16 protein-coding genes are annotated in these 20,436 nt (G+C 53.1%); 8 read left to right on the forward strand and 8 right to left on the reverse strand.

The window, feature by feature from the left end:
• Positions 1-141: 141 nt before the first annotated feature.
• Positions 142-1,608 (forward strand): IMP dehydrogenase, encoded by a 1,467-nt coding sequence (guaB, locus tag KCR01S_RS11760; protein WP_061282926.1) that lies wholly within the window; start codon positions 142-144, stop codon positions 1,606-1,608.
• A gap of 68 nt (positions 1,609-1,676) precedes the next feature.
• Positions 1,677-3,254, forward strand: a complete 1,578-nt coding sequence (gene guaA / locus KCR01S_RS11765; protein WP_061282927.1) for a glutamine-hydrolyzing GMP synthase — start codon at positions 1,677-1,679, stop codon at positions 3,252-3,254.
• A gap of 50 nt (positions 3,255-3,304) precedes the next feature.
• On the opposite strand, the gene KCR01S_RS11770 is transcribed toward guaA, so the two are convergent.
• On the reverse strand, positions 3,305-3,829 hold the full coding sequence (locus KCR01S_RS11770) for a GNAT family N-acetyltransferase (RefSeq protein WP_061282928.1): 525 nt from the start codon (positions 3,827-3,829) through the stop codon (positions 3,305-3,307).
• A 5-nt stretch (positions 3,830-3,834) separates the two neighbouring features.
• Positions 3,835-5,028 carry an MFS transporter gene (locus KCR01S_RS11775; RefSeq protein WP_061282929.1) on the reverse strand — a complete coding sequence of 398 codons (1,194 nt, stop codon included), beginning with the start codon at positions 5,026-5,028 and terminating at the stop codon, positions 3,835-3,837.
• Between the two features lie 97 nt (positions 5,029-5,125).
• On the opposite strand from KCR01S_RS11775, the gene KCR01S_RS11780 reads away from it, so the two are divergent.
• Positions 5,126-6,010 (forward strand): LysR family transcriptional regulator, encoded by an 885-nt coding sequence (locus KCR01S_RS11780; protein ID WP_061282930.1) that lies wholly within the window; start codon positions 5,126-5,128, stop codon positions 6,008-6,010.
• A gap of 17 nt (positions 6,011-6,027) precedes the next feature.
• Here the strand turns inward: KCR01S_RS11780 and mscS are convergent, their stop codons facing one another.
• Both mscS and KCR01S_RS24175 read right to left on the reverse strand, forming a co-directional pair.
• Positions 6,028-6,906, reverse strand: coding sequence for a small-conductance mechanosensitive channel MscS (gene mscS, locus KCR01S_RS11785; protein ID WP_061282931.1), 879 nt, complete (start codon positions 6,904-6,906; stop codon positions 6,028-6,030).
• Positions 6,907-7,269: 363 nt separating this feature from the next.
• The gene (locus KCR01S_RS24175; RefSeq protein ID WP_072277141.1) at positions 7,270-7,473 is read right to left on the reverse strand and encodes a YfgG family protein; all 204 of its coding nucleotides are present in this window, start codon (positions 7,471-7,473) and stop codon (positions 7,270-7,272) included.
• Positions 7,474-7,826: 353 nt separating this feature from the next.
• Between KCR01S_RS24175 and KCR01S_RS11795 the strand changes: the two genes are divergently transcribed.
• Entirely contained in the window at positions 7,827-10,109 is a 2,283-nt protein-coding gene (locus KCR01S_RS11795; protein ID WP_082767958.1) for a sensor domain-containing phosphodiesterase, read from the forward strand.
• Here KCR01S_RS11795 and ppx read toward each other — a convergent pair.
• The 4 genes from ppx to purM form a co-directional block, all read right to left on the reverse strand.
• Positions 10,062-11,609, reverse strand: a complete 1,548-nt coding sequence (ppx, locus tag KCR01S_RS11800) for an exopolyphosphatase (RefSeq protein ID WP_061282932.1) — start codon at positions 11,607-11,609, stop codon at positions 10,062-10,064. The genes KCR01S_RS11795 and ppx overlap by 48 nt on opposite strands.
• 3 nt (positions 11,610-11,612) lie before the next feature.
• Positions 11,613-13,673, reverse strand: a complete 2,061-nt coding sequence (gene ppk1, locus KCR01S_RS11805) for a polyphosphate kinase 1 (protein WP_061282933.1) — start codon at positions 13,671-13,673, stop codon at positions 11,613-11,615.
• A 251-nt stretch (positions 13,674-13,924) separates the two neighbouring features.
• Complete coding sequence (purN, locus tag KCR01S_RS11810) at positions 13,925-14,566, reverse strand: phosphoribosylglycinamide formyltransferase (RefSeq protein WP_061282934.1); 642 nt, start codon at positions 14,564-14,566, stop codon at positions 13,925-13,927.
• On the reverse strand, positions 14,567-15,604 hold the full coding sequence (gene purM / locus KCR01S_RS11815; protein ID WP_061282935.1) for a phosphoribosylformylglycinamidine cyclo-ligase: 1,038 nt from the start codon (positions 15,602-15,604) through the stop codon (positions 14,567-14,569).
• Between the two features lie 287 nt (positions 15,605-15,891).
• Here purM and bglK point away from each other — a divergent pair, with 287 nt between their 5' ends.
• From bglK to uraA, 4 genes are all read left to right on the forward strand, one after another.
• The gene (gene bglK, locus KCR01S_RS11820; protein WP_061282936.1) at positions 15,892-16,770 is read left to right on the forward strand and encodes a beta-glucoside kinase BglK; all 879 of its coding nucleotides are present in this window, start codon (positions 15,892-15,894) and stop codon (positions 16,768-16,770) included.
• Positions 16,771-16,794: 24 nt separating this feature from the next.
• Positions 16,795-18,225, forward strand: coding sequence for a 6-phospho-beta-glucosidase (locus KCR01S_RS11825; protein ID WP_061282937.1), 1,431 nt, complete (start codon positions 16,795-16,797; stop codon positions 18,223-18,225).
• Between the two features lie 186 nt (positions 18,226-18,411).
• The gene (upp, locus tag KCR01S_RS11830; protein ID WP_035891452.1) at positions 18,412-19,038 is read left to right on the forward strand and encodes a uracil phosphoribosyltransferase; all 627 of its coding nucleotides are present in this window, start codon (positions 18,412-18,414) and stop codon (positions 19,036-19,038) included.
• A gap of 88 nt (positions 19,039-19,126) precedes the next feature.
• Entirely contained in the window at positions 19,127-20,416 is a 1,290-nt protein-coding gene (gene uraA, locus KCR01S_RS11835) for a uracil permease (RefSeq protein ID WP_052282318.1), read from the forward strand.
• The last annotated feature ends 20 nt before the right edge of the window (positions 20,417-20,436 follow it).

The following is a 20,436-nucleotide window of genomic DNA, read 5'->3' on the forward strand; positions in this document are numbered from 1 at the left end:
AAATCAGCAGGTTATTCAGTCGATAGTAACCTGCCCATCGACGAGCGCAAGTATTTTTTTCAGAAAAGTGTAGATGCAATCGCTTACGCTCTGTATAATGCCGCGGCAATATTTATTAACCTCCCAGGTGAGATATTGCCCATGCTACGTATCGCAAAAGAAGCCCTGACGTTTGACGACGTTCTCCTCGTTCCCGCTCATTCTACCGTTCTGCCGAACACGGCTGACCTTGGCACCCAGCTGACTAAAACTATTCGTCTGAACATTCCTATGCTCTCTGCGGCAATGGATACCGTGACTGAAGCGCGCCTTGCAATCGCACTGGCACAGGAAGGCGGCATCGGTTTTATCCACAAAAACATGTCCATTGAGCGCCAGGCGGAAGAAGTTCGCCGCGTGAAGAAACACGAATCTGGCGTGGTTACCGACCCGCAGACCGTTCTGCCAACCACCACTCTGCACGAAGTAAAGGCGCTGACCGAGCGTAACGGCTTCGCAGGCTATCCGGTTGTGACCGAAGAAAACGAACTGGTCGGTATTATTACCGGTCGTGACGTTCGCTTCGTGACCGATCTGAACCAGCCGGTGAGCGTATACATGACGCCGAAAGATCGTCTGGTCACCGTTCGTGAAGGCGAAGCGCGCGACGTCGTGTTTGCCAAAATGCACGAGCGCCGCGTAGAAAAAGCGCTGGTTGTTGATTCCAGCTTCCACCTGCTGGGCATGATCACCGTTAAAGACTTCAAAAAAGCCGAGCGTAAACCTAACGCATGTAAAGATGAGCAGGGTCGTCTTCGCGTTGGCGCAGCAGTAGGCGCAGGCACTGGCAACGAAGAGCGCGTTGATGCGCTGGTTGCCGCAGGTGTTGACGTATTGCTGATTGACTCCTCTCACGGTCACTCTGAAGGCGTTCTGCAGCGCATCCGCGAAACGCGTGCGAAATACCCTGACCTGCAAATCATCGGCGGTAACGTGGCGACTGGCGCAGGGGCTCGTGCCCTGGCAGAAGCTGGCTGTAGCGCGGTGAAAGTGGGTATCGGTCCTGGCTCCATTTGTACTACCCGTATCGTTACCGGCGTAGGCGTTCCACAGATCACTGCCGTTTCCGACGCGGTTGAAGCGCTGGAAGGTACCGGTATTCCGGTTATCGCTGATGGCGGTATCCGCTTCTCTGGTGATATCGCGAAAGCTATCGCCGCTGGCGCTGCTGCCGTGATGGTGGGCTCTATGCTGGCAGGTACCGAAGAATCCCCGGGTGAAATCGAACTCTACCAGGGCCGTTCTTACAAATCTTACCGCGGTATGGGTTCCCTGGGCGCGATGTCCAAAGGTTCCTCCGACCGTTACTTCCAGAGCGATAACGCCGCGGACAAACTGGTACCAGAAGGTATCGAAGGTCGCGTCGCGTACAAAGGTCGCCTGAAAGAGATCATTCACCAGCAGATGGGTGGCCTGCGCTCCTGTATGGGCCTGACCGGCTGTGGTACCATTGACGAACTGCGTACGAAAGCTGAATTCGTTCGCATCAGCGGTGCGGGTATCCAGGAAAGCCACGTTCACGATGTGACCATCACCAAAGAGTCCCCGAACTACCGCATGGGCTCCTGATAAGTTTCCGCGCCCGGTTTTCACCGGGCGTTTTGTTATTGTTTCACTTGCCTCGGAATTAACGTCAAATGACTGATAATATTCATAAACATCGCATTCTTATCCTTGATTTCGGATCGCAGTACACGCAGCTGGTTGCACGTCGCGTACGTGAACTGGGCGTCTACTGTGAACTGTGGGCATGGGATGTTACTGAAGCACAAATCCGTGAGTTCAATCCGAGCGGTATCATTCTCTCCGGTGGCCCGGAAAGTACGACCGAAGACAATAGCCCGCGCGCGCCAGAATACGTCTTCGAAGCCGGTGTACCGGTCTTCGGCGTGTGCTACGGCATGCAGACCATGGCAATGCAGCTGGGTGGTCACGTAGAAAGCTCCAACGAGCGTGAATTCGGCTACGCTCAGGTTGAAGTGAAAACCGATAGCGCGCTGATCCGTGGTATCGAAGATGCGCTGACCGCAGACGGCAAACCGCTGCTGGACGTGTGGATGAGCCATGGCGATAAAGTTACCGCTATCCCAGATGACTTCGTGACCGTTGCCAGCACCGAAACCTGCCCGTTCGCCATTATGGCTAACGAAGAAAAACGCTTCTATGGCGTGCAGTTCCACCCGGAAGTGACCCACACTCGCCAGGGCCTGCGCATGCTTGAGCGTTTTGTTCGCGATATCTGCCAGTGCGAAGCGCTGTGGACCGCTGACAAAATTATCGAAGATGCGATTGTCCGTATCCGCGAGCAGGTTGGCGATGACAAAGTTATCCTTGGCCTGTCCGGCGGCGTTGACTCTTCCGTAACCGCAATGCTGCTGCACCGCGCTATCGGCAAAAATCTGACCTGCGTCTTCGTTGATAACGGTCTGCTGCGTCTTAATGAAGCCCAGCAGGTTATGGACATGTTTGGCGACCACTTCGGCCTGAACATCGTTCACGTGGAAGGCGAAAAACGCTTCCTCGACGCGCTGGCGGGCGAAAATGATCCGGAAGCTAAGCGTAAAATCATCGGTCGTGTATTCGTTGAAGTATTCGACGAAGAAGCGCTGAAGCTGGAAGACGTGAAATGGCTGGCGCAGGGGACTATCTATCCTGACGTTATCGAATCTGCCGCTTCCGCAACCGGGAAAGCACACGTCATCAAATCTCACCACAACGTGGGCGGCCTGCCGAAAGAGATGAAGATGGGGCTGGTTGAACCGCTGCGTGAGCTGTTCAAAGATGAAGTGCGTAAAATCGGTCTCGAACTGGGTCTGCCGTACGACATGCTGTACCGTCACCCGTTCCCGGGTCCAGGTCTGGGCGTACGCGTACTGGGCGAAGTGAAGAAAGAGTACTGCGACCTGCTGCGCCGCGCGGACGCTATCTTCATCGAAGAACTGCACAAAGCCGACCTGTACAACAAAGTAAGCCAGGCATTCACCGTGTTCCTGCCGGTTCGTTCCGTTGGCGTGATGGGCGATGGCCGTAAGTACGACTGGGTGGTTTCCCTGCGTGCGGTGGAAACCATCGACTTTATGACCGCTCATTGGGCGCACCTGCCGTATGACTTCCTGGGACGCGTATCCAACCGCATCATCAACGAAGTGAACGGCATTTCCCGCGTGGTTTATGACATCAGCGGCAAGCCACCGGCAACGATCGAGTGGGAATAATTTCCCCACTGCGTTAGCGTTAAAAACCCTCTGCCCGGCAGAGGGTTTTTTTATGCCTGTGATTCCCTGCGGCGCATAAACATCAGGCTGGGTTCGGATCCCGGCACATCATCAATTTCCCGGACCAGCGTCAGGCCACACTTTAGCAGTACTTTCTGCGAGGCATGATGGTTCTTGCGCACGATACCCACGACTTCTTCGAGCTTTAAGGTATTGAATGCATAGTCAATGGCCAGCAGAGAAAACTCCGATGCCAGCCCTTTGCCCCATGCTTCCGGGGCGAAACGATAGCCCAGATTGTTGACCGTGCAGTCGGGGTATTCCACGATACGCAGCCCGCCAAAGCCGATAATATGTGAGGGATGGTTATGCAGACTAATAGCCCAGTTGCCGAAACCATAATGCTGGAGATGCTCAAGCCATCCGTCCAGCACCCGACGCGAGTGCGCGATGTTGGCATGTGGGCCGGCGGGGTTGAACATGTTAGTGGCCGGATCGCCGTAAATTCGAAACAGCGCGTCGATATCGCTCGCTGCCGCCGGACGGAGGAGGAGGCGTTCTGATTGCAGGTGCATGGTGATTATCCTTGTCGATAAGCGTGGTTTTCCGCATCGTTTTTTAGGCGACTAGCCTGGCATATCGCTACTGACACTGCCAGCCCTGCGGCGATCAACGCTAGCGTCGCTGAGACCGTCAGCGCCCCCTGGATCCCTCTATTTTGGTTCAGCCATGCATAGGCGAAGGGGGAAACCGCCGCCAGCAGTTGGGCGGGGATCAGCAGGGAGCCGGTGCGTCGGGCATACTCCTCAGCGCTGAACAATTGTAGAGGCAACGTGGCTTTAAACACTGTTGTCAGGCCATTTAGCGCCCCGTAGCTAAACACAAATCCCGCAGCCGCCCAGGCAAGATGTGTACTGCAGATGCCGAGCATAAAGCAGAAAGGGATGAGCAATGTGGTGAACAGCGTGAGCCTTAGCGGCGTGAGCCTTGAGCCGGAGGCAACTTCAAGAAAACGAGCCCCGGTCTGCCCGACTCCCCACAGTATACCGATGGTGACGGGCAGGCCGTGGGCGGCGATAAATTCCGGTAGATGCGTTGAGGTGCCGTTAGATATAAACGTCGCCAGCGCGATGAGCGCGGCATAGAGTAAGCCAATACGACGGTCCTGGGGGGAATTTCGGGACGGAGCGCGCGCAGGAGCAGGTGGAAGCTTTTGGTTGGGTAACCATGCTAGCAAAAGGGCGCTACACAGCCCCAGCAGGCTATAGACCAGCAGCGCCTGACGCCAGTGGAGGACCGTCAGCAGAGTCGTACCGAGCGGCCAGAACAGCGCAGAGGCGAGCCCTCCCGCTAATGTCACGCGGGAGATAGTTAATCTGGCTCGTTGGCCGTAGAGATTCACCAGTGCGGCGAACAGGCTATCGTATAGTGCCAGGCGCATGCCGACGCCGGTAATTAACCACGCGAGGTACCAGCCAACCAGCGTATCGCTAACCGACATCATCAGACATCCACTGGCAATCAACAGCGTTCCACAACGCAGTACGCGCTGGCCGCCAAAATGGGCCAGCAGCCGGGCAACCCAGGGCGAAATTAAGGCCATCATCAGCATCGCCAGCGTGAGCCCGAAGTAGATATGGGTTGGCTGCCAGCCGGTATCTTGGGCGATAGCGCGAGCGAAGGTGCCCGGCAGGTAAAATGAGATCCCCCAGTTAATCAGTTGATTACCTCCGGCGGCGAGGGTTATGCGAAGCGGAGCGGCAGGTTTATTCATGAAATTCTCGCACGTTATACAGTTGCTGGCAGCATAACGCGCGCGTTATTGTGCAGGCAGGGCCCTCCGTTTATGACCTTGATAAGAGAAACTTTGAATGACAACGCTGAATCTGGGAAATCTCGCGACCTTTCGTCTGGTGATACAGCGCGGCAGCTTTTCAGCGGCGGCTGATGTGCTAGGGATTTCGCAGCCAGCCGTCAGCCTACAGGTGCGCCAGTTAGAGCAATTTCTTCAGGCCCGGCTGATTGAGCGCACGGGCCGAGGAACCAAGGCGACAGCGGCTGGCATGGCGCTGTTGCTTCACGGTGAACGTATTGAACAGGCCGTCAATGACGCCGTCCAGTCTGTCGATGCCTGTCGCGAGAGCGTCAGCGGTTCGGTGTCGCTTGGCACCGGAGCGACGGCCTGCATTCACCTGCTCCCGCCGTTATTACAACGACTTCGTGAACGTCATCCGCTGCTGGCTGTCGGCGTGACGACGGGGAATACGCCGGAGATCGCCCGAGCGATAGAAGAAAATCGCCTCGACCTTGGGTTAGTGACGCTGCCGGTGAGCGGGCGAAATCTGGAGGTGATGCCCGTCCAGCGGGAGGAGTTTGTGCTGGTTATCGCCGAGCAGCACAAATCTCAGGTTATGCAGGCTACACCTACTGAGCTGGAAGCGTTGCCGCTGGTAGCCTTTGAGCAGGGGAGTGGCACTCGAGATTTGATTGATAGTTGGTTTCAGCAGGCCGGCTTTCAGGCGAGGCCAGTGATGCAACTGGGGAGCATTGAGGCCATTAAACGTATGGTGGGCGCCAGATTGGGCTACAGCATTATTCCCAGAATGGCAGTAGAAACGCCTCGCGATAGCGAAGGTCTATACGTTTGTTCACTGACGCCACCGTTATATCGTCAACTGGCCTTGGTCATGCGCAAGGACAGAGCCCTCAGTAAAGGGATTGCTGAGATTGTGCGCTTATTGCAGGAAGCCCAATAAGCGCAAGACAGCGTGCTCTAATCCACTCTCTGCAGCAACGCTGGCGCTTTAGCGGTAATGTTTTCGACGCGAACATCCATATGCGGGTAGGGCAAATCAATATGGTTAGCGTCCAGCGCCTCTTTGATTTTTTCCAGCATGTCGTAATAGGTATTCCAGTACTCAGCGTTGGCGACCCATACGCGCACGTAGAAATTGAGCGAGGAAGGTGCAAGCTCTCCCAGGCGTACAACGAAACCGCGGTTGCGGTCGATACGCTTGTCCTGCTCAATAATCATCGTAATGACTCTTTTTACGTCGGCAATGCAACTGTGGTAGCCGACGCCGATTACCAGATCGATACGACGAAATGGGTGGCGAGAATAGTTGATGATATTGTCAGCGATTATTTTGCCGTTTGGGATCACTACCGATTTACTGTCACCGGTCAGCAAAGTGGTTGAAAAAATATGCACCTTTTCAACCGTCCCGATGATGGCACCAATCTGTATGATTTCACCTGCGCGGAAGGGACGTAAGGAGACCAGCATGACGCCCGCTGCGAAGTTAGACAACGAGCTTTGTAATGCCAGGCCAATAGCCAGACCTGCGGCGCCAATCACTGCAATGATTGAGGATGTTTCAATGCCAACACGGCCAAGCGCGGCAACGGTGAAAAATGCGAGCGTGATATAGCGGACCAGAGCGGTAAAAAACTGCACGATCGTGATATCGACGTTTCGTTTTATCAGCAGTGTCTCCAGACCATGAGCGAGCAGGCGAGAAATAAACTTACCGACAAACAATAAAATGATCGCGGCAACAATGCTCCAGCCGAACTGGATGACCGCGTCCCCGTGTTCAAAAACCCACTCAATACTGCTTCTTATTTTCGGGAATAATGCAAAACCGCTCATGGTGTTACCTTGCTATATTTAAAAAATATATATAAATATTCAATTGAAAATTAAGTGACGTGCGCAAAAAATAGCAATATATACGTCGCTTATATTTTCAGTCGTTATGGGTTAGCGGCTATTCGTGCCGTGTGGATGTTTTTATGTCCGTTAAATAGCAACGTAAAAAATCTGCAGAATGGTGCGGTTAAGCGAGAATAAAAGTTTGTGTTATTGTGCGAAAAAACGGGGGCAGGCAGGTGCGAAAGCGCACTGGACAAAAAGGGTAAAGTACTCAAATCCCTTACCGGATGACTAAATGCTCTTCTATTAGCCATCCGGTAAGGAATCTTGATGCGGAAAGATTACAGGGGGTTAATGCGATCAGCGATTGTCGTTCTGTGTGGGGGGAGTCTGCTGGGACAGGCTGTTTTGCTGGGTTTCTTTTTTGTCCTGGTGATGATGCCACGCACCGATAGAGGAGTAGACAAAGCGCCCGAAGAAGAAGATAAAACTGATAAGCAGTATGATTCGGATCATGCGACCGTTGAATTGGTGTCGTTTTCGTAGGCTGGTAACCTGGCTCACAAAGGGGTCCTTTAGCAATACCCATAGACGGGCGATTGCTACATTAAGGCACAGAGTAGCGTAAGGGTCAATTGGATTGAATGTAAAAAACCGTCAGGAGAAATATTAATTAATGTTATGTAAGATATTACTTATATTCACAAGCGTAAAAATACACCTGCGTTAATCCACGAAATGACCATTAATTATTTAGATGTACGTATCTTTTTTGACGCATATCAAGCATCATTCGAAACTGCTAACTAAAATATTTTCCCTGACCCGCGTATTATCATATCTCGCGGACTTTTTAAGCCAGGGAGGATGCCTGTCTAAAAATACCCAGCAGGATTTGGGGTATCCGTTGAGTATCTATGAATCTCTGTAAATGGTATAAGCAATATCGTGATTGTTGGTGGGGATTACCCCTGATTCTGCCTCTTTTGGTATTGCCAATAATTAAAAGCGCAAATACATACACCTATGTTGGCGGCGGCAAGACCTATCTTTATTACCTACCGTTACCTTTTCTGCTGTGCATGATGCTGTTTTTTGGCTGGAAAGCGTTACCTGGCCTGATTGCGGGCATCTGCTGCTATCTCACGCGCGATCTGCGTACGGCTGAGGAAGTCGGGCTTACGCTGCAATTTCTTATTCCAACGCTGGTGGCGTGGGGCGGCTATCAATATTTTAACGGCGGGCGAAAAATGATTTCGCACGGCGATACGCGCTTGATGGCGCATCGATTATTCTGGCAGATGTTCGTACCTGCCTCGCTGTTTATGTTCCTGATACAGTTCACGCTGTATATCGGTGTGTACCCGAGTCTAAGTGAGATGCAGCTGACTTCGCCGTTGACCGAACGTAACCTTATTAACTATCAGTCGCTGCTGATGGGTTATCTGACCGGCGTACCGTTGTGCTACCTGTTGATTCGGCTTATCCGCAATCCCTACTACATCCGCAGCTTTATCTCCCAGGTGCGGCTTGATTTTGATACAAAGGTCAAATGGCCGGAAATCCTGGTGTGGGGCACCGTGGTGCTGGGGATCTTTTCGATGCTGATGATGCCCTTGAGTAAAACCAGTACGATTTTCAGTACCAACTACACCATTTCCCTACTGTTGCCGGTTATGCTGTGGGGCTCAATGCGCTTTGGCTATCGGTTTATCTCGATTGTCTGGACGCTGATGCTGATTGTGGCCCTTCACTATCATTATCACTTCGTACCGCATACCAGTGGCTATAGCGCGCAGCTGGCGATTACGTCATCCAGCTTCCTGGTTTTCTCGTTTATTATTGCCTACATGGCAATGCTCTCCAGCCGCCAGCGCGCGATACACGAGCGGGTCAGGCGCATGGCTTTTATCGATCCGGTGGTAAACCTGCCGAACATGCGGGCGCTGAGCCGGGCAATAAACAAGGCGCCTTGGTCGGTGCTGTGTTTTTTGCGTATGCCAGATCTCGAAATTCTGGCTCGTCACTACGGAATTATGCTGCGCATTAACTACAAGCAGAATCTGGCGGAATACCTTCGCGACTTCTTACGTCCGGGGGAGGGAGTGTTTCAACTGACGGGCAGCGATCTGGCAGTACAGCTGCATACGGAATCCTATAAAGAGCGTATTGATGAACTCTATGCCCGTCTGAAGATGTTCCGCTATAGCTGGAATGGGATGCCGCTACAGCCGCAGATCGGCCTGAGCTACTGCTATATTCAATCACCTATCGCTCATCTTCCGTTAATGCTAGGTGAACTGAATACGGTCGCGGAGCTGTCGCTGGTCACCGATCGCCCGGAAAACATGCAACGACGCGGTGCACAGCATCTACAGCAAGAGCTGAAGGGGAAAATTGCGATGATGGTCCGCGTTCAGCAGGCGCTGGAAACCGATCGCTTTCTCCTGATGGCGCAGCCCATCGTTGGCATTCGTGGCGATGACTACCATGAAGTCCTGCTGCGCATGCTGGGGGATGATGACGAATTGATCTCACCGGCGCTGTTTTTACCGGTAGCTCACGAATTTGGTATGGCCTCCCGTATTGACCTTTGGGTACTCAAGAATACGTTACGCTTTATGGCTAGCCGTCGCGAAAGCCATCCTGGAATGCGTCTGGCGGTAAATCTCTCACCGTCGACGGCTAGCGGGCTGGGCTTTGCGCACAAGGTTGAATCGCTGCTTGGTGAATACAGTATTGAAGCGTGGCAACTGGTGTTTGAAATTACGGAAAGCCACTCGTTGGTCAACGTCGAGCAGGCGCGACAGACGCTGCGTGAACTGCAGGAGCTGGGGTGTCGGGTGGCGATTGATGACTTTGGCACCGGCTATGCCAGCTATGCGCGTTTAAAGCACATTAGTGCGGACATCCTCAAAATTGACGGCAGCTTTATTCGCAATATCGCGACCAGCAGCCTTGATTACCAAATTGTTTCATCGATCTGTCATCTGGCGCGAATGAAGAAAATGCGGGTGGTGGCGGAATATGTTGAAGATGAGGATATCCGTACTGCGGCGATCGCGCTGGGGATCGATTATTTGCAGGGTTACGCGATTGGCAAACCAGCTCCTCTGGAGGAGCTGGCAATGCCGAAGGGAGAGGCGAAGGAATCAGGCGGCGACAACTTCGTCGGGCGCACTCTCCTCAGTGATTTTTAGCAACCAGCCGGTGACGCTTTCCCAGTACTGCTGCTCTTTTTCCAGATCGAGCAGCACCAGCGCATTTTGAGAAAACCAATCGTACGGGAAGCAGAGCGTCCAGTGGTTGGCTTCAGTGGTGAGCTTCAGCGTCGGTGGCGTGGTGGTCGCCTGCCGCTGGTTGTTTAACAACACACCCAGGCGCAGAAGCTGAATCATCGGCAGGAACTGCTTTTTCTTAAACAGCGTGAAGCGCGGCAGTTCATCAAGCTTAATGGCTTTACGGTGGAAACGCACCAGCGTTGCCATGAGGTACTGCTGTTCCTGATTAAAGCCCGGCAGATCGCTGTTTTGCAGAATATAAGCCGAATGGCGGTGCATCCCGCTGTGGTTAATGTTCAGCCCTACTTCATGCAGCATGGATGCCCACTTCAGCAGCGCGGTCAGCTGGGGGTTGCCAAGCTTAGGATTTTGCTCCAGCCACTGATCGTAGATATGCATGGTGGTTTCCAGAACCCGCTGCGCCTGTTCGCGATCGATGTTGTACTGGTTAGCCAGGCTTTGCGCCGTGCGGCTACGCACGTCCTGATGGCGGAATCGGCCCTCCATTTCATACAGCACGCCTTCGCGCAGCGCACCGTCAGAAAGGCGCAGCTCTTTGATTCCCAGGGCGTCAAAGACCCCGCAAAGAATGGCCAGACCCGGTACGAAGACGTATTTGCGCTCTTCTGAAAGCCCTGGCAGGCTGAGCGAATTGAAGTTTTTGCTCTTCAGCACTTCTTCAACCAGCATCTCGAGACGTTCAGGAGTGATAAAGCCGTCCTTTTCCCCCATTGCCAACAGCACTTCATGAGCGGCTTTAATGGTACCGGAAGCGCCCATCGCCACGTTCCAGCCCTGAATGCGATACTGCCATGCCAGCGTTTCCAGCTTCTGTACTGCGGCCAGGCGCGCGCGCTGGAAGTTTTCCCGATTGATAGTCCCCGCGAGGAAGAACTGCTGGCCGAAGCTCACGCAGCCCATACGGCGGCTCTCTACCAGCATCGGTTCAAAATCTTCACCAATGACCAGTTCGGTAGAACCGCCACCGATATCAATCACCAGCTTGCGGCCTTTTTCTGGCTGCGTATGCTCCACGCCCATAAAAATCAGACGCGCTTCCTCATTCCCGGAGATAATTTCAATCGGGTAGGGGATCACTTTTTCTGCGCGCTTCAAAAACTCGGTAGCGTTGACCGCCTGACGTAACGAGTGTGTGCCGACGATGCAGACGCTGGAAGGGGAGAAGCCCTGTAGTCGTTCAGCGAACAGCGACAGACAGCTGAGTCCACGCTCCATAGCGTCTTCGCTCAGCATGTTGTTTTCATCCAGACCGTCGGCCAGATGAACGCGCTGTTTCAGACGGCCAATAATCTGCATGGCGCCATCCACAACGCGCGCGATGACCATATGAAAACTGTTTGAACCAAGATCAACCGCCGCAAACTCCTGCGGCCGGGGTGCTTTGCTTTTTATTGGCATAGGTTAGTCAGGCTGTTCAAGTGATTTGAGATAATCGTAGATCGCCTGCTGCGCACGGACTTTGCGTCGGTTACCGCGCGGAACATAGCGATTACTCAGTTCTTTATCGACATAACGGGCTTTCACCGTGTCACTAAACAGGATATCGATAATATCGAGGATCCGTTGTTTGAGACGCGGGTCGAGTAGTGGCGTTGCAACTTCAATACGGTAATCGATATTACGGGTCATCCAGTCCGCGGAGGAGAGATACACCCGCTTATCGCCGCCGTTATCAAAAATATAGATCCGATCGTGTTCAAGGAAACGGTCAACGATACTGATCACTCGGATATTATCGCTGATCCCTTCTAATTCAGGGATCAGCGAGCACATTCCGCGGATCAGCAGATTCACCTGTACGCCGGAACTTGAGGCCGCATACAGACGATCAACCAGCCCTTTATCCACCAGGTTGTTGAGTTTGAGGGTAATGCCGGCCTGAATGCCGTTTTGGGCATTGGCAATTTCCTGGTCAATCATGCTGTACAACAGACGACGAGAGTTTTGCGGCGATACCAGCAGGTAATCAAAGCTCACCGGACGATAGGGGTTTTCGATAAAGTTAAACACCCGGCGCACTTCGTTAGTGATACGCGCGTCGGCGGTAATCAGCGAATAGTCGGTGTAGATTCGCGCGGTTTTTTCGTTGAAGTTACCGGTACCGATGTGGGCATAACGCACCACGTCATCCCCTTCTTTACGCGAAATCAGGAACAATTTGGCGTGAATTTTCAGGCCCGGGGCGGAGAAGATCACGTGGACGCCCGCTTCGGTAAGACGCTTCGCCCAATGAATGTTTGCCGCTTCATCAAAACGCGCCTGCAGCTCGACCACCACGGTGACTTTCTTGCCGTTATGGGCGGCGTGAATCATGGCATCAATAATGCGCGAATCTTTGGCCACGCGGTAAATATTGATCTTGATGGCCAGCACATTGGGATCGAACGAGGCCTGACGCAGCAGTTCCAGTACGTGCTCAAAAGTGTGGTATGGGTAGTAGAGCAGCACATCGCGTTCGCGAATGGCATCAAAACCGTTGCGGAACTTATCAAACCAAACGTGGCGCAGTCTCGGCATCGGTTTATTCACCAGATTGGCTTTGCCGACGTTCGGGAAACCAATAAAGTCTTTGAAGTTGTGATAGCGCCCGCCGGGAACGATCGAGTCATAGCGTGAAATGGTGAGTTTCTTACGCAGCATCTCAACCATGGCATCGGGCATATCGCGCTGATAGACAAAGCGCACCGGCTCGGCGGTCAGACGCTGCTTGAGACTTGAAGACATCAGCTCCATCAGGCTCGATTCCATTTCGTGCACCAGATCGTACTCGGCGTCACGGGTCATCTTCATCGAGTAAGCGTTCAGCGCATCGTAGTCGAAGAAGCCTTTGAAGATATCATCAAGGCAGTAGCGCAAGATGTTATCCAACAGGATCATTGGCTTACGTCGGCGTGGAGTTTCAGGCGGCAGGTTAACGAAGCGCGGTACTTTATCCGATGGAATTTCCAGCAGCGCATAGTTAATTTCGTCACCGCGAATAATTTCCACCGCCAGATAGGTGTAATCGTCTTTCAGGAACTGCACCAGATCGGTTTCCCGGTTCAGCAGAATCGGGGTGATATGCTGGCGCAAATGCTGTTTGAAATAGTGACGCAGCCAGCTTTGTTGATTGACGGAAAGCTGACGTTCGTTAATCAGGAAGATTTGGTTGCGCGCCATCTCCAGCAGCAACTCATTGTACAGACCATCAAACTCCTGATCGGCTTTCAGTACCCGTGCCTGAATCCGGCTCAGCAGGTGGCGGGAGTGCGTGGTCACGCCCTGTTCTTCGCTAATGATAATCCGCCGCTTGAGCTCCGCGAAACGGACCTTATAGAACTCGTCGAGGTTGTTGGAGTAAATCCCCAGAAAACGCATACGCTCAATCAGCGGATTGCTTTTGTCTGCCGCTTCCTGGAGGACGCGCTCGTTGAATGACAACCAGCTTAGTTCTTTTTCGATGTACAGTTTTTCCTGACCCATTACTACTCACACTCCGGTTTGTTCACGGGACGCGGCAAAGTCGTCTCACTGTTTATATTGCTAGCTTTGCCGGACGATGTCCAACTGTGTCAGCTAAGTATGACAGTAATCCTATTTCCCATAAGAAAATATTCATTATTCTTTTTGATATCTAAGTCTTTTTTGCTGTTTATACTGACGCTAAATAGGCAGTTTTCAGGCATAAAAAAGAGGGCCGTAGTGGCCCTCCTGAAAATCGGTATCGGTACGTTTTATTCGTCCGCGGCGTAGCCTGCCGGCGGCAGCCTGACGCCATCAATCCATGCATGGTTATCCTGCATTTTCAGGCGACCATCCAGGAACCAGCCCACCACCAGCGGGTAGATAGCATGTTCCTGAACCTGCACTCGGGAGGTGATTTCGTCTTCGTCGTCACCGTCGAAAACCGGCACTTTGGCCTGTAAAATCACCGGCCCGCCGTCCAGCTCTTCCGTGACGAAATGCACAGACGTTCCGTGCTCCGTATCGCCGTTTTCCAGCGCCTGACGATGGGTATTCAGACCCGGATATTTGGGCAACAGCGACGGATGGATATTCAGCAGCTTTCCGTGATAATGCTGAACAAAATCGGCGCTGAGGATACGCATATAGCCTGCCAGAACGACAACATCCGGGGCATAGGCGTCGATTTCATGCATCAATTCGCGATCGAAGGCTTCCCGACTGGCAAACTGGCTGGCGGCCAGCGCGTGCTGGGGGATACCCGCTTCACGTGCGCGCTCAAGGCCGAACGCGTCGTCCTTATTGCTGAAAACCGCCCGAATGGTGCCATTAATCCTTTTTTGCTCACAGGCGTCGATAATTGCCTGTAAATTGCTGCCGTTGCCGGATATCAGCACCACGATGTTTTTCATTTATTCGATGACCACACGCTGTTCGGAATCAGTGGCTTTGATATAGCCGATTTTCCACGCGTTTTCACCTTTTTCGTTCATTAGCGCAATCGCTTTGTCCGCCTGATCGGCGGCCAGTGCAATCACCATACCGACGCCGCAGTTAAAGGTGCGGTACATTTCGTGACGGCTCACGTTACCGGCATCCTGCAGCCAGTTGAATACGGCTGGCCACTGCCAGGAGGATTCGTCGATCACCGCCTGGGTGTTATCCGGCAGAACGCGCGGAATGTTTTCCCAGAAACCGCCGCCGGTGAGGTGGGCGATGGCGTGAACGTCAACGCTGGCAATCAGCTCGAGAATAGACTTCACATAAATGCGGGTTGGGGCCAGCAGATGGTCGGCCAGGGTTTTGCCTTCCAGCGGGGTGGTGTCCGGGTTGCAACCGCTGACTTCTACGATTTTGCGCACCAGAGAGTAACCGTTGGAGTGCGGGCCGCTGGAGCCGAGAGCAATCAGCACGTCGCCGTCGGCCACTTTGCTGCCGTCAATGATTTCTGATTTCTCAACGACGCCAACGCAGAAACCGGCGACGTCATAATCTTCACCGTGATACATGCCCGGCATTTCGGCGGTTTCGCCACCCACCAGCGCACAGCCGGACTGCAGACAGCCTTCAGCGATACCGCTGATCACGCTAGCGGCGGTATCGACGTCCAGTTTGCCAGTGGCATAGTAGTCGAGGAAGAACAGCGGCTCAGCGCCCTGAACGACCAGATCGTTAACGCACATGGCAACCAGGTCGATACCGATGGTATCGTGACGTTTTAAATCCATCGCTAAGCGTAACTTTGTGCCAACGCCGTCAGTGCCTGAAACCAGCACCGGTTCGCGATATTTTTGCGGCAGCGCACACAATGCGCCGAACCCACCTAATCCACCCATCACTTCCGGACGGCGAGTTTTCTTCACCACCCCTTTGATACGGTCAACCAGAGCGTTTCCTGCGTCAATATCAACACCGGCATCTTTATAGCTGAGAGAGGTTTTGTCGGTCACTGCTAAGTCTCCACGCGTTTGCGTTAGCAAGAAAAATCGGCGCAATTCTATCAGTCCAGGCAAACGTTTGCGAGCCTATTCTGCACCCAATTTTTAACACCTGATTTTTCCGCCTTTTCAGACATTAAATCGGTCAAATATGATACTGCTCACGAAAATGAAACCGGGTACATCCTTGTCCTTGCATCCACTGAACAGAATCCACATCATATGACTGAAACCGGTTTCTGTTTTTGTTACAGATACCAGACTAATCGATTTAAATGCGGCCAGAAGGGATGAATGGAATGAAAATCGCTGCCTTTGATATTGGTGGTACAGCGTTAAAAATGGGCGTAGTCGATGCAAATGGTGAATTGCTGGAAAAAGGAAAGCAGCCCATCAGCAATAGCGACGGTGAGCAAATTCTTTCAGCCATTGAAGCCTGGATTGCCGCTCATCCTGAGTGTACCGGTGTTGCGATTAGCGCGCCGGGCTACGTCAACCCGCATACCGGTTTTATCGAAATGGGCGGTGCTATCCGCCGGTTTGATAACTTCGCCATTAAGGCATGGCTCGAAGAGCGCTGTGGTTTACCCGTTGCCATTGAAAACGACGCCAACTGCGTCCTGCTGGCCGAACGCTGGCAGGGGAAGGCGACGGAGATGGCAAACTTCCTGGTTCTGACCATCGGCACTGGCATCGGCGGCGCGATTTTCTGCAATAACCAACTGGTCCACGGTGCGCGTTTTCGCGCCGGTGAATTCGGCTATATGCAAACCTCACGCCCCGGCGGCCGTGATGTACGCCGCTACACCATGAATGAAAACTGCACGCTGCGCGTTCTGCGCCATCGCTATGCACAACATATAGGTATACCGTTGGATGCTGTCACCGGTGAAGAGATCTTCGATGGCTTTGATGCGGGTGATGCTGTTTGCCAGCGTCTGGTGGCGGAATTCTTTAATGGTCTTGGCTCCGGGCTCTATAACCTGGTCAATCTGTTTGACCCACAAACTATTCTTATCGGCGGCGGCATCGTGGAGCGCCCCGGTTTTCTGGCGCTGATGCGTAAGCATTTGGCCTGGTTCGGCATCGCCGACTACATCGATACGGTCAGCCACGGCAATGACGCCGGGCTGATTGGCGCGGTTTATCATTTCAATCAGCAATACTCGCAGCGATAACTTACTGATTAACGAGGGAAAGATATGTCTGGATTTAAAGCTGGGTTTCTCTGGGGCGGCGCGGTAGCTGCACATCAACTGGAAGGTGGCTGGAAAGAAGGCGGCAAGGGCATCAGCGTCGCGGATGTGATGACCGCCGGCGCACACGGCGTTCCGCGCGAGATTACCGACGGCGTGCTGCCGGGGAAAAACTATCCAAACCATGAAGCCATTGATTTCTATCATCGCTATAAAGACGACCTGAAGCTGTTCGCTGAAATGGGCTATAAATGCTTCCGTACTTCTATTGCCTGGACGCGTATTTTCCCTAACGGCGACGAGCTGACGCCGAACGAAGCTGGTCTGCAGTTTTATGATGATATGTTCGACGAGTGTCGGAAATTAGGCATCGAGCCGGTCATTACCCTGTCGCACTTTGAAATGCCGTATCACCTGGTCACCGAGTACGGCGGCTGGCGCAACCGTAAGCTGATTGAGTTTTTCGTCCGCTTTGCGAAAGTGGTGTTTACCCGCTATCAGCACAAAGTGAAGTACTGGATGACGTTTAACGAAATCAACAACCAGGCTAACTTCCACGAAGATTTTGCGCCGTTCACCAACTCCGGTCTCAAGTATCAGCCGGGTGAGGATCGTGAACCGGTCATGTATCAGGCGGCGCACTACGAGCTGGTGGCGAGCGCGCTGGCGGTTAAAGCGGCGCGTGAAATAAATCCTTCGCTGCAGGTGGGCTGCATGATTGCCATGTGCCCAATCTATCCGCTGACCTGTGCGCCAAACGATATGATGATGGCGATGAACGCTATGCACCGTCGCTATTGGTTCACCGATGTGCACGTGCGTGGCAAATACCCGCAGCACCTGCTGAACTACTTTGAGCGTCGTGGTTTCGAACTGGATATCACTGATGAGGATCGCCAGGCGCTGACCCAAGGCTGCGTCGACTATATCGGCTTTAGCTATTATATGTCGTTTGCGACCAAAGCCACGCCGGATAACCCGCAGTTGGACTACGATGAGACCACCAGTCTGGTGTCCAACCCGTACGTTCAGAAGTCAGATTGGGGCTGGCAGATTGACCCTGTCGGCCTGCGCTACTCGCTGAACTGGTTCTACGACCATTATCAGCTGCCGCTGTTTATCGTTGAGAACGGATTTGGCGCCATCGACGTGCTGGAGAAGGACGGCACGGTAAATGACCAGTATCGTATCGACTATCTAGCGGCGCATATCGCTGAAATGAAGAAAGCGGTTGTTGAGGATGGCGTGGATCTGATGGGCTACACTCCGTGGGGCTGTATTGACTTGGTTTCTGCTGGCACCGGTGAGATGAAAAAGCGTTACGGCTTTATCTATGTGGATAAAGATAACGAAGGGAACGGCACGCTGGCCCGCAGTCGTAAAAAATCTTTTGCCTGGTATCAACAGGTTATTGCGACCAACGGCAGCGAGCTTTAACTCGCTGAATATGCAAAATAAAACCCCGCTTGTCGGGGTTTATTTTTATCCTGACTTATACTGTCAGCAGTTCCATTCACCGCTTTGCTTGATCCTGGTCAATCAACATGGGTATGGCGCAATCAAAAAAAAGCGGTATAATCCGGCGATTTTTTTTGTGGCTGACCCATTCAAAGGAGAAAGAGAATGAAGATTGTGGAAGTTAAACACCCACTCGTCAAACACAAGCTGGGCCTGATGCGCGAGAACGACATCAGCACCAAACGCTTCCGTGAACTCGCCTCCGAAGTCGGTAGCCTGCTGACTTATGAAGCCACCGCCGGTCTGGAAACCGAAAAAGTGACTATCGAAGGCTGGAATGGCCCGGTAGAAATCGACCAGATCAAGGGCAAGAAAATTACCGTTGTGCCAATCCTGCGCGCAGGCCTGGGCATGATGGACGGCGTGCTGGAAAACGTGCCAAGCGCGCGCATCAGCGTTGTCGGCATGTATCGTGACGAAGAGACGCTGGAGCCGGTACCTTACTTCCAGAAATTGGTTTCCAACATTGATGAGCGCATGGCGCTGATCGTTGACCCAATGCTGGCCACCGGCGGTTCCGTTATCGCCACCATCGACCTGCTGAAAAAAGCGGGCTGCTCCAGCATCAAGGTTCTGGTACTGGTCGCCGCACCGGAAGGTATCGCAGCGCTGGAAAAAGCGCATCCGGATATCGAGCTGTACACTGCGTCAATTGACCAGGGCCTCAACGAGCACGGATACATTATTCCGGGACTCGGCGATGCCGGCGATAAGATCTTTGGTACCAAGTAAACGAAAAATTAAAAAGAGCCGACTTTGAGAGTCGGCTTTTTTTTGAATAAAAACAACTGGGCTAATAACACAACAGAGGAAAAACACCATGACGCGCCGTGCCATTGGGGTAAGTGAAAGACCGCCGCTTTTACAAACTATCCCGCTTAGCTTGCAGCATTTATTTGCCATGTTTGGCGCAACCGTGCTGGTGCCGGTTCTGTTCCACATTAACCCAGCTACCGTACTGCTGTTTAACGGTCTCGGTACGCTGCTGTATCTCTTTATCTGTAAGGGAAAAATCCCGGCTTACCTGGGGTCGAGCTTTGCCTTTATTTCTCCGGTTCTGCTGCTGCTGCCGTTAGGCTACGAAGTCGCGCTGGGCGGCTTTATTATGTGCGGCGTGCTGTTCTGTCTCGTCTCTTTTATCGTGAAGAAAGCCGGTACCGGCTGGCTGGACGTGATGTTCCCTCCGGCGGCTATGGGCGCAATCGTTGCCGTTATCGGTCTGGAGCTGGCGGGCGTCGCGGCAAATATGGCCGGTCTGCTGCCACCGGATGGGCAATCCGCAGATTCCAAAACCATCATCATTTCGCTGGTCACGCTGGGCGTCACCGTCTTTGGTTCCGTTTTGTTCCGCGGCTTCCTGGCGATTATCCCGATTCTTATCGGGGTTCTGGTTGGCTACGCGCTCTCCTTCGTGATGGGTGTTGTTGATACTACGCCGATTGCCGAAGCACACTGGTTCGCGCTGCCAACGTTCTACACCCCGCGCTTTGAATGGTTTGCTATCTTCACCATTCTGCCTGCTGCACTGGTGGTGATTGCGGAACACGTCGGGCACCTGGTGGTCACGGCGAATATCGTGAAGAAAGATCTGATTCGTGACCCTGGCCTGCATCGCTCGATGTTTGCGAACGGCCTGTCTACCGTCATCTCCGGCTTCTTTGGCTCCACGCCGAACACCACCTACGGTGAAAACATCGGCGTCATGGCGATCACCCGTGTTTACAGTACCTGGGTTATCGGCGGCGCGGCGATCATCGCGATTCTGCTTTCCTGCGTCGGTAAACTGGCGGCAGCGATTCAGATTATCCCACTGCCGGTGATGGGCGGCGTTTCTCTGCTGCTGTACGGCGTCATTGGTGCGTCCGGTATCCGCGTGCTGATTGAATCGAAAGTCGACTACAGCAAAGCGCAGAATCTGATCCTGACCTCCGTCATTCTGATTATTGGCGTGAGCGGCGCGAAGGTGCATATCGGTGCTGCGGAGCTGAAAGGGATGGCGCTGGCGACTATCGTTGGGATCTGCCTGAGCCTGGTCTTCAAACTGATTAGCGTACTGCGTCCGGAAGAAGTGGTCCTGGACGCTGAAGATAGCGATCAAACTACCCATTGATCCTAAAGCCGGGCGGGATC

The organism is Kluyvera cryocrescens NBRC 102467, assembly GCF_001571285.1.
Classification (GTDB): domain Bacteria; phylum Pseudomonadota; class Gammaproteobacteria; order Enterobacterales; family Enterobacteriaceae; genus Kluyvera; species Kluyvera cryocrescens.